This window comes from Catenuloplanes sp. NPDC051500 (genome assembly GCF_044454585.1).
Lineage (GTDB): Bacteria > Actinomycetota > Actinomycetes > Mycobacteriales > Micromonosporaceae > Catenuloplanes.
Window position 1 is genome coordinate 785860 of record NZ_JBITDX010000001.1, and the last position, 12918, is coordinate 798777.

8 protein-coding genes are annotated in these 12918 nt (G+C 73.8%); all 8 read right to left on the reverse strand.

What is annotated here, in order from left to right; translation table 11 throughout:
- Positions 1 to 133 precede the first annotated feature (133 nt).
- On the reverse strand, positions 134 to 682 hold the full coding sequence (locus ACIA8K_RS03365) for a hypothetical protein (protein WP_396054410.1): 549 nt from the start codon (positions 680 to 682) through the stop codon (positions 134 to 136).
- A gap of 29 nt (positions 683 to 711) precedes the next feature.
- Complete coding sequence (locus tag ACIA8K_RS03370) at positions 712 to 4815, reverse strand: TIGR02680 family protein (protein WP_396054412.1); 4104 nt, start codon at positions 4813 to 4815, stop codon at positions 712 to 714.
- Entirely contained in the window at positions 4812 to 5999 is a 1188-nt protein-coding gene (locus ACIA8K_RS03375; RefSeq protein WP_396054414.1) for a TIGR02678 family protein, read from the reverse strand. The genes ACIA8K_RS03370 and ACIA8K_RS03375 overlap by 4 nt, the downstream gene beginning before the upstream one ends.
- Complete coding sequence (locus ACIA8K_RS03380) at positions 5996 to 7576, reverse strand: TIGR02677 family protein (protein WP_396054416.1); 1581 nt, start codon at positions 7574 to 7576, stop codon at positions 5996 to 5998. The genes ACIA8K_RS03375 and ACIA8K_RS03380 overlap by 4 nt, the downstream gene beginning before the upstream one ends.
- Positions 7577 to 7769: 193 nt before the next feature.
- The gene (locus ACIA8K_RS03385) at positions 7770 to 9116 is read right to left on the reverse strand and encodes an AAA family ATPase (RefSeq protein WP_396054418.1); all 1347 of its coding nucleotides are present in this window, start codon (positions 9114 to 9116) and stop codon (positions 7770 to 7772) included.
- Positions 9113 to 10642 carry a hypothetical protein gene (locus ACIA8K_RS03390; RefSeq protein ID WP_396054420.1) on the reverse strand — a complete coding sequence of 510 codons (1530 nt, stop codon included), beginning with the start codon at positions 10640 to 10642 and terminating at the stop codon, positions 9113 to 9115. Before ACIA8K_RS03390 ends, ACIA8K_RS03385 begins: the two co-directional genes overlap by 4 nt.
- Positions 10639 to 11727 (reverse strand): hypothetical protein, encoded by a 1089-nt coding sequence (locus tag ACIA8K_RS03395; protein ID WP_396054422.1) that lies wholly within the window; start codon positions 11725 to 11727, stop codon positions 10639 to 10641. The genes ACIA8K_RS03390 and ACIA8K_RS03395 overlap by 4 nt, the downstream gene beginning before the upstream one ends.
- A gap of 94 nt (positions 11728 to 11821) precedes the next feature.
- Positions 11822 to 12691 (reverse strand): dienelactone hydrolase family protein, encoded by an 870-nt coding sequence (locus tag ACIA8K_RS03400; protein ID WP_396054424.1) that lies wholly within the window; start codon positions 12689 to 12691, stop codon positions 11822 to 11824.
- Positions 12692 to 12918 lie beyond the last annotated feature (227 nt).

Below are 12918 nucleotides of genomic sequence, written 5' to 3' on the forward strand. Positions count from 1 at the left end.
CCCGGCCGGGGGTACGCGGTCTGCCGCTCTCCCACGGCCGGAGCGGACCGGGTGGGTCTTTGCCCGGCCACCGCGGAACCGGCGGCCCGCGGGAGCATGCGGGCCGGACCACCGCGGTAGCGGGAAAATCTGCTTATCGGACGTCTCTGACCAGGCCGGCGGCGGGCAGTCCGGCGGCGGTGAGAAGCGCGGACTCCAGGCGGGGGTCGGCCGCGGCGTGCTCGGCGACCAGGCGGGCCAGCAGGCTCGGCGACAGCGTGGCGGCAACCCCGGCGAGGCGGCGGACCGCGGACTCCGGTGACTCGGCCTGCGCGGGCGCGCCGGTGGCGGGACGGGCCGCGGGCACCGGTGGCGTGGCGGGATCGTCGAGCGTGTCCGGAAGCGCGGGCGCGGCGGGCCAGCGGAACGCCTCGTTGAGCGCGGCGATGATCACGGCGACGATGTGGACGCAGAAGTAGTCCGGGTGGAAGCCGGCGGCGCCGCAGTCGCAGCGGCCGGCGAGCGTGCCGCCGACGAAGCCGGCCCAGGCGCGGTGCGGGACCGGGTTGTCCTGGCCGACGGTGCCGAGCGCGCCGCCCTCGAACGGGCGCAGGTCGTCCAGCTCCTCCGCGACCGTGAGGGCCGCGTCGAAGATCTCCGGCGCCAGCGCGCGGTGCAGGAAGTCAAGATCGAGTCCGGCCATGCGGCCCACGGTACCCGCTTGGGCGCGCGTTACTCCCGGGGCTCGTCGGCGGGGAGGAAGTCCTGGCCGGTCCAGACGAACCGGGCGGTGGTGACCGCGTCGTCGCCGTCCGCGTCGCCGGCGATCAGCTGGTGGATGGCGATGCCGTCGACCTCGGAGTAGGTGCACCACTCCTGGTCGGAGGTGAGCATCAGGTCCAGGTCCAGGCCGGTCAGCACCTCCATCAGCTGGCCGCGGTTCATCTGGTCGACGCCGACGAACACCTCGTCGAGCAGGATCAGCCGCGGCGCCTCCGGTGCGGCCCGGTAGTGCGCGGCCGCGGCGGCGAACAGCGGCAGGTGCAGCACGATCGCCTTCTCGCCGCCGGACTTCGCGCCGTGCTGCTTGCGGGTCACCGGGGCCCACTCGTCGCCGCCGGACCGCATCTGCACCACGAACCGGTGCCAGCGCCGGTAGTCGAGCACCTCGCTGAGCTGCTGGTCCCAGCCGGACGCGGCGCCTGTGGTGCGCAGCTCGTCGATCCGCGCGCGGAAGAAGTCGTGAAGCACGCCGCGCTCCGCGTCGGAGAGCGTGCCGGGATCGGCAAGCAGCAGGTCACGGGCCTGCTTGAGGTCCGGCCCGAGCTCCGGGTTGACCTCCCAGACCAGGCGCACGCCGAGGCCGGAGACCGTGCGCACCTGCTCCAGCTGCGCGCTCACCTGCCGGACCAGGCCTGTCGCCTGCCGGATCCGCTCCGCCACGTGCCGCCGCGTGTCGCCGGTGAGCGTGCGGTCGAACAGGTCGCGCTCCTCACCGCCGAGCATCGCGTGCGTCTCGTCCCGCTCGGTCGTCACGCGCGCGGCAAGCTGCGCCGGGCTGATCCGCAGGCCGTCCACGGAGGCGGAGACGACCTGCACGTCGCACTGCTCGTCGGCCTCCATGGAGAGGTCCGCGTAGCCGGTGAGCGACTCGCGGATGGTGTGCAGCACGTCGGCCAGCGCGCTCTCGTCCTGGCGCAGGTGCCGGGGGCCGTGCGGCAGCGAGCCGCACTCCTCCGCGATCGCGCGGGCGGCCTGGAGCGTGGCCGTGGCCGCGCCGAGGCCGGTCAGCCGCGTCTCCAGGCCCGCGTCCGGGCCGAGCAGTCCGGCCAGCCGGGCCAGCCGCGCGACCGCCGCGTCCCGCTCCGCCGTCGCGGCGTCCCGGGCACGCTCCGCGGCGTCGGCGCGCGCGTTCAGATCGCTGATCCGGCTGATCAGCTCGTCGTGGCGGGGGCGCAGCGTGCGCTCGTCCCGCTTCAGGCTCACGGCGCGGGCGCGCAGCACGTCCACCTGGTCCAGCACCGCGCTGAAGTCCGTGCCGACCGCGCTCTCAACCGACTCAAGCCGGGTCTGCGCCGCGTCCGCCTTCTCCCGCGCGGCGGCAAGCGTGTCCTCCGCCTCGGCCACCGCGGCCGCGGAGCGGCCCTCCGCCTCCTCCGCGTCGGCCAGCCGCTCGGTGGCCGCGTCGCGCCGGGCCCGGTCCGCAAGCCAGCCCTCGCCGGCCTGACGCAGCGCGCGGAGCGCGTCCGCCAGCTGCTCCAGGTCGCCGGGCGTGGTCGGCAGGCTCTGCCGGGAGCCGGTAAGCGTGAGATCGCGAAGCGTGGCGCGGGCCGCCTCGTCCGCTGTGGCCAGGTCCGACTCGGCCTCGTCCAGCTGGTCGTGCACGGCCGCCAGGCGCAGCTCCGCCCGCTGCACCGCCTCCAGCGCGCGGGCGCCGTCGGCAAGCGACGGTCGGGCGGCCGCCTCCGCATCAAGCGTGGCGCGCTCGGTGCGCAGGCCGGCGATCGCGACCGCGACCTTCTCCCGGGCCGCGTCGAGCGCGGCCAGCTCACCGGCCAGCTCGGCGAGGCGGCGCTGGCGGGCGCGCTCACGGGCGTCCGGGCCGAGGAACTCCGCGGCCGGCTTCGACCAGCTGCCGTAGGCGAGGCCGAGCCGCCAGGTGCCGTCCGCACCGACGCCCACACCCTGCCGGGGCGCGGACTCGGCATATCCGATCGCGTTCAGGATCTGGCGGACCGCGGTCGGCGCGACCACGGGCACCGTGCCGCGCTCGGGCGCGACCGCGTCCAGGATGGACAGCAGCGAGTCGCCGGCCGCGGGCAGCGCGCCCATCGAGGCGACAGAGGTGTCGTGCCCGTCCACGGCAAGCGCGATCGCGCCGTCCGGGCGGATCCACGCGTCAAGCAGACCTGAGGCCTGCAACGCCGCCTCCACCGCGGCCTGGGTGGCCGGCGGGACGCCCTCGTGCCAGGTGACCACGCGCCACAGCGGCGCGCCGGGACGGTTCTCGTCGCGGGCCGCGGTGCGGTGCACCGGCGCGGGCGGGCCGGCCGGCGGGCGGCGGGTGAGCGCGGCGTACTCAGCGGACAGCGGCGTGCGGGTGGCAAGCAGCTCCCGGTCGCGGGCCATGCCCGCGGTGTGGTCGGCCGCGATGCGCTCCCGGACCTCCGCGGTCACGTCGCCGATCAGCGAGGCAAGCGCGACCTCGTCCGCGCCGAGGTCGGCCAGGACCGGGGCGACCGGCGCGACCGGCAGCACGGTGCAGGCGGACGCCCACGCGGCGATGCTCTCCCGGTGCCTCGCGACGCGCTCCTCGTACGCCGTGCGCGCCGCCGTAAGCGTCTGCTGCGCCTCGTCCCGGTCCGCAGCCCGGGCCTCACGGCGCGGGGCCGCCCGCTCCCGGTCCGCCGCCGCCCGGCGATGCGCGTCTATCACGGCCCGGACCTCGTCGACCTGGCCCTCGCGGCCGAGCAGCACGCCGCGCAGCAGCGCCCGGGCCTGCTCACTCGACTCGTTCGCAAGCGGCTCGACCAGGCCGGACAACCCGGCACGCCGGGCCAGCGCGATCGTGTCGTGCCAGGACCGTTCCATCGCGGCGGACGCGGACGCCAACTCGGCGCGGCGCGTCTCGGCGCGCTCCTGGTCGCGGTCCGCGTCGGTGCGCCGGGCCCGGCAGATCTCCTCGGCCGCGAGCGCCGCGTTCCTTGTCTCGCGCAGCCCGGAGCGGAACTCGTCGAGCTGGCGGCCCTCGCGGAAGGCGGCGCTGTCCCGCAGGCCGCCGATCGCCTCCTCGGTCAGTGCGGCGTCGCGTTCCAGTTCCTCGCGCCGGCCGGTCACCTCGGCAAGCTCCGCGACAGCAGTGGCGTGCGCCTCGCGCTGGCGGGTCGCCTCCCGGGACACCTCGTCCAGCTCGTCGGTCGCGTTGATCAGGTCACCGGCGCCGCGGCGCAGCGCCCGGCGCGCGTACTGCTGCTGGCGCTCGGCAAGCCGGGTGGCGGCGTCGACCTCCGCGTCAAGCGCGCTGAGCCGTTCCCGGCTGTGATCCAGGCGTTCGAAGCCCTCGGCGATCTCGGTGAGCCCGGACGGGTCGAGCGGCGGCAGCGCCTTGGACAGCACCTCGGAGAGCGCGTCCGGGTTCAGGTGCTCGGAGAGCTTCGGCGTGCGCAGCTGGAGCAGCGTGGCGATCAGCGCCTCGTACTGCGCGTCGGAGAGGCCGTGGAAGACCGCGTCCCGCACCGCGGTCCGGTACGCCTCCGCACCCGCGTGCACCGTGCCGTGCCCCTCGATCGCGGCCGTCAGGTCCGGCTTGGTAAGCGGCACGTTGCCCGGCTTGACCAGGGAGAACCCGCCCGGCACGCCGACCCGGGAACCTGTGGTGAAGTAGGTGGCGTCGACTGTGCGCGTGTTCGAGGACGCGGCCAGCCGGGCCCCGCAGGTGAACCACCGGGCCGCGCCGGTCTCGTCGGTACGCCCGAACTCAAGCCACACGTAGCCGACGCGCGTGGTGTGCGGGTAGCCGTCGCCCATCAGGTTCCAGTGCATGGTGCGCTCGGAGCCGCCGAACGTGGACAGCCGCGACGGGCGCAACGACGCGTCGAAGAGGAACGGCAGCAGCAGCTCTAGCGCCTTCGACTTGCCGGTGCCGTTCGGTCCGCGCAGCAGCAGCCGCCCGTGGTGGAACGTGAAGATCTCGTCGAAGTAGCGCCACACGTTGAGCACGCCGGCCCGGGTCGGCGCCCAGCGGTCGGAGCGCAGCTGGCCGGCGAGCTGCCGGGCGACCGCGCTTGCGAACGGGTCCTCGGACGGCTGGTGCGGGGGCAGGGTCAGCAGGGTCAACGCGCCCTCCTGGGCCTCGGGGTCTTCGCGCCGGTGGCGGGCGCGTCCGCATAGCGTGCGGCGGCGGGTCGGGCGCCGATCCCGTCGTCAGTGGTGCGCACCAGGCCGAACCGTTCGAGTACGGCCACCGCCTCGGTCAGCAGCCGTTGTGCGCCGCCGTCCGAGCGGTAGGTCCGCGCCCAGGCCGGCTGCTCGGCGAACCGGGCCGCCAGCTGCTCCGCGAGCGCGTCCGGAGGTACCGGCGACGGGTGTGCGGCAAGGATCGTGTCGAGCAGCAGCAGCGCGGTCTGGGCGGGCACGCTGTTCTCGGCCGGGAAGCGCTCGTCGGTGGCGACCGCGTCCGGGTCGATGGCGAGCATCCCCTCGGCGCGCTCCTCGAGCTGCAGGCCGGCCTCGGCTATCGCGACCCGGATCAGCTGGCGGCCGGTGAGTCCGGTCGCGTACGCCCGCTCCGCCTCGGGCAGCTCGCCGAAGTAGACCACCGGGTCGTCGAGCAGGCGGCGGACGACCGCGTGCCGCAGCCGGTCCTCGGTGCCCTCGTACTGCGGTTCGTCGACGAGCGCGGACACGTCCGGGCCGGCCAGCCGGGACGGTGACTGCGGCGCGGCAAGCAGCCGGGCCAGCCGGGTCGCGTCCACCCGGTAGAGCACCTTCGCGTCCGCGTACTCCAGGTACGCGTCCGTGCTGCCGTCCGTGGCGGTGAGCACGCCGAACCGCTCCAGCAGCAGCAACGCGTCCACGTAGGCGCGCCGGTCCTCGCGGCTGGCGCTGTCGAACGTGGGTATCGACGCCTCGACCGCGGTGGCCTGGGCGAGCAGGCCGGCCAGGATGCCGATCGTGGTGACCTGGCCGGGGAGCAGCTCGGCCGCGAGCATGCAGAACAACGCGTACCTGCGGCGGTCGAACGGGTCCCGGTTTCCGCGCAGGCGGCGGGCCGGGCGGGTGCCGTCCGGCGTCGCGGACACCTTGGCCAGCCGCGCGTAGCCCTGCCGGGCCTCGATCGACAGCCGCCACCCGGTGTGCGTGCCGAACCACGGCACCAGCTCGGCCGCGTGCCGGGCGACCAGGAAGAAGTCGTCGGGGTCAGCGGCGCGGGTGAGCAGCGGCTTGGCCAGCAGCGCCCGGATCGCCTGGGCCCGTTCGGTGCCGCGCTGCCGGTCGAGCTCGGAACGCAGGTCGGTCACGCGGTCGCCTCACGGCGGAAGTCGGGGCGCAGCGGAACCGGTGCGGCCTGGCCTGGGCGGGACTCGCTGATCGAGACGATGAAGTCCGGCGCGACGAGCACGCCGCGCGCGGTGCGCAGGTAGGCCAGGTGGTGGTCCGGCGGCGGCAGCAGCGTGACCACCAGCCGGCCGTCCGCAGTGGACGCGCGCCGCTCGCCGCCGCGGGCCGGCACGGTAAGCGCGCGGGCCAGCAGCTCCAGCAGCCGGGAGAAGCTGCCCTGGTCGAGCCGGGCGAACGAGGAGAGCCGCACCGGGCCGGGTGTGGCCAGCCGCGACCACGCCTCCTCAAGCTCCAGCCGTTCGCGCTGTGCCCGCTGACGGCGCTGCTCGCGGATCTCAGTGGTGTCCCGGACCCGCGCGGTCCGGGCGGCCCGGTCGGACTGCCCGTGCGTGCGCAGCAGCGGCGACACGTGCACGCCTGGCGCGGCGAACCAGGACGTACCCGGCCCGACCGCTGTCGGATCGTCCGGCGCCAGGTGCGTGTGCCGCGCGGACCACAGCCCGGTCGCCGCCGCCCACAGCTCGTGCGCGGCCTCGTCCGTCTCGGCCGCGGAGAACCAGCGGGCGAGCGTGCGGAAGTCCGAGGCGGTGCCGGACCCGCGCCGGCGGCTCTCGCTGAGCCGCTCAAGCGCGCGCATCAGCTCCACGATCGCGCGGCGGGCCATGTCGGCCAGGTCGTCGGCCCGCGCCCTGGCCCCGTCGGCCGGTAGGAACCAGTCGCGCAGCCCGGTCCAGCGCGCGGCCCGCTGCTCAAGGAACCGTGGCGCCGGGTCCGCCTGGCCGGGCAGCGTGGGCAGGTCGGCGCCGCGGAGCGCCCGCGCGTGAAGCGCCGCCACGCCGTGCCGGTCGATGCGGGCCACCGCGTCCGCGATGGTGTGCCGCCGGGCGTCCAGATCTGTCACGAAGTCGGTCAGGTACGCGATCGTCGCCTGTTTGACCTCCTGGAACGTAGCCGCGTCCGCGCCCTCGTCACGCAGCAGGCTCTGCAGGTCGCCGTGGAACCTGACCACGCCGGACCGCAGCCCCTGCAGGTGACCCTCAAGCTCGGCAAGGGCGGCGTGGACCCGGCGGTCGTCCGCGCTCTCGTCCGTGAGCAGCAGGTCAAGCTCGCCGAGGCGGGCCGCGATCGCGTCAAGCACCGCGGTCTGCAGCGCGCCGGACTCCTCGAGCCGGCCGATCGCGTGCAGCACGCCCTGGTAGGCGGCCTCGCCCTTACGGCTCAGCGCGTAGTGCAGGTTGCGCCGCTCGTACTCGGCGGCGGAGGCGTAGTGCGCGGCATGGTTCTGGGTGCGCTCGATCAGGCCGTGCTTGTGAAGCGCGCCGAGCGTGTACTCCAGGGACTCGTCGGAGACCGGCTCGTACCACCCGATCTCCGGCAGACCGGCCAGGACCTCGTCGAACGTCAGCACCGCCCGAAGCCGCTCCGCGGCCTCGCCGAACACCTGCATGACCGCGGTGTGCAGGTCGGCCCGCTCGGTGGTGGTGAAGGCGAACATGTCCGCCGGCACGCGCCGAAAGACAGGGCGTGCGTCGCTCACCCGCGCCCCCTCCTCCGCCGGCGTTTGAAAGACGAGTGTCCGATCGCGGACCCCAGGGCAGGCTACAGGTCCGGCCCGGGTTGCGCTTTTCCCCGGAGTCCCCCAAGCCGGACAATGGGCGCGATTCCCTAATGCCCCCGGCGGGGAAACATCCACGAACACGAGTTGGCACGGTACGCGTGCCAAGTTCTGATCAACGCGGTGCGATCACCCGATGGGTGGTGAGGTGCGCCAGGATCGAGTGGTTCGCCTCCCAGCCGTCCGGAAACTTGACAGGCACGTTGAGGTGCACCGGGTCCGTCGACGGGTGGGCGTCGAGAAGGTCCGGGATGCCGGCGCGGGCCACCACGATGCAGGCGTGCCGGTGCCGGGACGTGAGCACGCACAGGCGGCCGGACTCCAGGTGGAACGCGGTGGCGTCGCGTCGGCCGGAGAGCGGGTGCAGCACGATCGTCACGTCGTACTCGCGGCCCTGGAGGCGGTTGGCGGTGTCCACGGTGATGGTCTCGCCGGGCGTGCCGCGCAGCAGGTTGCGGATGACCGCGGCCTGGTCGCGGTGTGCGGTGCCGATCGCGATGCGGCCCGCGTCGACCGGGGCACCGTCCCGCGAGCGTTCAGAGACCGCTACCGCGCTGGCCTCCAGCACGCGCAGCGCGAGCGCGGCGCAGGCGGCAGCGGCCTCGCCGTCGGTGCGGATGGTGTGCCGGGCCGGCAGTTCGTAGAGCGCCCAGCCGGTCGCGGCGGCCTGCGCGACGGCGGCGTCCACCGCGTCCGGATCCGGCACGAGCGAGGTGCCGGAGCGGGCCGGGCCGGCGTCGAGCACAAGTGACCTGTCGCCCGGCTCGGTCCCGGCGCGGAAGCCGGTGAACGGGTAGAACGCCGGCGCGACCACCTCCGCCGCGGACGGGGGCAGCCGCCAGGACACCGGCAGCCGGTGGACCGGCAGGTCCGGATTGTGGCGGAGCAGCACGTTCACCGCGCTGAGCATCGGGTCCCAGGTCAGTCCGGTCCAGCGCGCCGACTCCACTGTGGAGAACGGGTCGAGCTGACCGGGGTCGCCCACGAACAACGCGCGGGAGAACCGGGACGCCACCCGCAACAGGGCATCGGAGCGCATCTGGTACGCCTCGTCCACGATCGCCCAGGCCCAGGAGCCCTCCGCGACGGTGGCCCACTTCGCGGCCGTGGCGATGATCACCGACCCCTGCGCCACGTCGCCGATCTTCGCGCCGACAGTGACCGACCGGTGCTGCTGCACCCGCTCCGACGCCCGGTAGTCGCCGGCCGAGAGCCGCCCGATCGGCAGGTCCGGCGCCGCGACCGCGAGCCTGTCGATCAGGTCGTCGACCTGTTCGTTCGTCTGCGCGATGACGATCAGCTGCTCACCGGCCGCGGCAAGCACCTGCGCGGCCTTCACCACAAGCGTGGACTTGCCGGCTCCGGGCGGCGAGTCGACAACCACGCCGCGGTGCGAACCCTTGCCCAGATCAGCGAGCACCGCGTCGACGACCGCGTTGGCAGCAGTGCCGGGAGCGGTCACGACCAGTCCTCGGTCGCCGCGTGATCACCCTGGTCGAGCGGGTCGTCGGCGATCGAGTACTGCGGCGGGCCGCCGTGCGTCCACGGCGTCTCCTCGCGGGACGGGAACGTGCCAGGCGGCGCGTAACCGAGGCTGAGGCTTGTGTACGTGATCCGCTCCCCCACCTCCGGCACGCTACCGGCCGGCGCGCGCAGGCCGCGGCCCATGCCCCCGTTCAGCTCGAGCACCACCTCGGTCTTGTCGCCGTCCTCGACCGGCGTCACGAAGATCACGCGGGCCTTCTGCTGCGGCTTGGACGGGGAGACGAGCGTCGTACCCTCGGGAAAGAGCACCGGATCTGTGGTCACGACCTGGATCCGCGGGCGCAGGACCGGGCGTTTGCCGGTGTCGTCCACCCGGTCCGGCGCGGCGAGCGTGACCTCGCCGACGATCGCCTCACCGCCCAGCCGGTGCTCCGCCATGATCAGCGGGTCGTCGAAGGCGCGCTCGATCGCGTACGACTGGCCGGCCCGCTCCAGCTTGTGCAGCCGGGTGGCGGCCGCGACCGCGCCGTCCCGCCTCGCCTGGGGTGCGCCGCCGCCCTGCACGTAGAGCGAGAAGTCGCTGAACACGTCGCGGTCCTGCGCCCACCGTGCCTCGACGGACGCGCCCGGCGGCATCGCCCGCATGACACGGAGGCCGCGCCACATCAGCTCCCAGGTGGGCGCGAGCTGGCCGTGGAGAAGATCCTCGAGCTCCTGGTACGCCGCGCGCTCCGCCTCCGGATCGCCTGACTCGGCCGCGGCCCGGTAGATGTCCATGGCCGGGCCGAGCACGTCGTTGTCGAAGCCCGGATCGGTCGCCGGGCCGGCCGGTGGGCACACGTCCGGGTCCTCGGCCAGCCGCGCGGCCTGTGCACCTGTCATGCCTGGCGGCGGCGCGATCCAGTTGACGAGCGACCCGAGGTGGGCGTCCTCATGACCGCTCTGCCCGGTCGCCCAGTGCGCGGAGAGCAGCTCGGTGAGCGAGAGCAGCATCGACGATCCGGGCTGCTCCGCCCGCTCCGCGAAGAACGTCAACCATCGACCCAGCAGGGGTACGGTCGGGAGCACCGGATAGTCGCCGTCGGTGCGCCGGAAGCGGGTGGACCGCCCGAAGAGCCGGACGAAGCCGATGCCGGCCGGTGCGGGCACGATGATCTGCGGCGCTTCGAGATAGCGGTAGCGGACGTCGCGCTTGCGGTCGGTGGGGACGGCCTCGGTGGCGGAGCAGAAGCCCTCCGCGTACGGCAGCAGCACCTCGGCGAGCCGCGCGGCGAACTGGAAGCGCAGCCCGCGGTCCCGGGGCTGCGGCACGATCAGCAGCTCGGGGGCGTTCTCGTCGGTGCCGACCATGACCGCGAGCGGCGCGTTCGCCTCACCGGCCATGGTCAGCGGGATGAACACCAGCGGCAGGTCGGAGAGGTGCGCGTGCCGTACCGTGGCGATCTTCTGTGCTCTGCCCGCCGCGACCGCCTGCGCCTTGGCAAGCGCGGTGAGCGTGCTCACGGCACGAGCTCCGCGCGGAGTCGATAGGCGGCCTGGAGCATCGCGGCGGCCTCGGCCTGCTCCGGGGTGGGCTCGATCGTGCCGTGCGCAAGCGCCAGCACTGTCTGCACGTCCTCGATGCCGCCCAGCTCCTCGCGCACGGACCGGCCGAGCACCGCGGTGGAGGTGCGGGCCTCGCTGCGGCAGAAGAACGACAGCTCACAGGTGGCCAGGCAGTCCGGCGCATAGCGGGCGGGCACGGCCTCGATGTCCGCGGTGAGCGCGTCGGGGTCGCGTGCGGGCTCGCCGTCGTCGCCGACCTCCAGGTCGAACGTGAGGCCGGGCGGCAGCTGGTCGAGCAGCTGTTCGATGCGGGCCATCCGGGACAGCTGGCGGCGCAGCACGGAGAGCTGGCGGCGCACGTCGATCATGCTGGCAACCGGCTGGTTGGAGAAGTCCTTCGGGCAGACGAGCAGCACGTCGTGCGAGACGGTCGCCGGGTCGCGCCCGGCCTCGGCCAGCGCCTCCCGGAGCGCGAGCACGTAGACGGCGGCCTGGGTGGCGGCAGCGGAGACCTTGCCCGGGTCGGCCTGCTCGTCGATCACCGGGAACGACTTGATCTCGACGATGTGGTACTTGTCGTCGAGCTGGAAGGCGACCAGGTCCGGCTCCAGGTAGACGCGCCGGCCGGCGATCTCGAGCCGCAGCATCGGGTGGTCGAGCAGGGTGTCCGGGTTGTCCTTCAACGCTTCGAGGGTACGGGCGTACCGCTCCTCGTTCGACGCCTTGGGCCCACCCGAAAGGTCCAGATATTTCGGGACATCGACGCCGAGGAGTCCGACGAGCGCCTCGCCCTCGTTCGCCTTGAGCCGCGCCTCGAACACGTTGCCGCGCACGATCGCGAACGACGACTGGCCGAAACGGCCGGGGAAGCCGATGTGCTCGGCCACCCGCATCTTGTCCACGCCCGCGCCGTCCAGGACCGCGCGGCGGGTGCAGCCCGGATTTCCGGTGAGCGCGGCGATCGTGCGCGCGTTGTGGCGGCGGGGGGCCGCCGGGCCGCGAAGCCGGTCGAGCCGGGCGTCTGGCGTGCTGGTCTGCGCCATCCGAGCAAAGTACAACCTTGTGGCGGGAATGCCAGGAAGAGACGCGGCGTGTCGCACAAATGTACGGCACGCCACGTCTATGGATATTTACGTCTTAAAACGGGCAAGTGCTCCGATACTCCTCCACGCTCAGGCTCACACCCGGGCCGGGGCAGAGGAACTGGTTGTACCTGGTGTCGTCGTCCACGAACCGCTTCAGCCAGGAGATGCTGTACTTCGCGATCGTGGTGTTCGACGAGTTCGGCGTGAAGTGCGTGGCGTTGTTCAGCTCCAGATACGCCTTGTCGAGCGACGACGGCAGCGTGGTGTAGAACGGCTCGGAGTGGGTGGCGACAGGCGCCACCGTGTCGCCGTCCGCGCCGATGACAAGCGTCGGCACCCGCAGCGAGGACCACGACTTGGTGGTGTTCCAGCCGGTAAGCGGGATCGCCGCCTGCAGGGCCGGCCGGCTGCGCGCCGCCTCGAGCGTGCCGCCGCCGCCCATCGAGTGGCCCACCACCGCAACCCGGCTCCCGTCGATCCGGCTCCGCACCGAGCTGGACCCGGTGAGGTAGTCGGCCGCGGCAAGCAACTGGCGGCCCCGGCTGTCCGGCTGGTCCAGCGTGGTGATCGTGTCGATGGTGAAGACCACGAAGCCCTGCGATGCGAGGCGCGGACCGAGCCACGCGATGCTCGACTGGTACGCGGTGAAGCCCGGCGCGATCACGACCGCGCCGAACGTCCCCTCGGCCGTGCTCGTCGGATAGTAGATGGTGCCGCCGCCGAACCCGCTCACCAGCAGCGAGGACACGCTGATGTCGGCGGTGGCGAACGGCCCGCGGAGCGCCTCGACGCTGGCATTCGTCGGGTCGGGGCCGCGCTCGTACGGCCCGGCCGCGGCAGACGCCGGCGCGGCACCGGCGAGACTGCCGGCGACCAGGGCGAGCGCGAGGACGGCCGCGCTCAGGAATCGTGGCTTCTGCACGTCGTTGTACTCCCTGCCTCGATGCGAGAACCGCAGCTCGGGGGCGGCCGCGATTCGATGGACATCGATAACAGTGCGCGCGGGAGCGGACCGCACGCATCGGCGAAATCACCTGTCTCGCCCGGGTATCACCCGCGCGTCGGGTCGTGCCCTGCGTCGCGTATTGCCCTGCGCCGGACCACCCACGGATCCGGCGGCCCGCGGGAGCACGCGGGGCCGGACCCCGG

Excerpts from the sequence above, each read along its gene's own strand:
- ACIA8K_RS03365 (WP_396054410.1), bottom strand. The coding sequence starts at position 682 with ATGGCCGGACTCGATCTTGACTTCCTGCACCGCGCGCTGGCGCCGGAG.
- ACIA8K_RS03395 (WP_396054422.1), bottom strand. The coding sequence starts at position 11,727 with ATGGCGCAGACCAGCACGCCAGACGCCCGGCTCGACCGGCTTCGCGGC.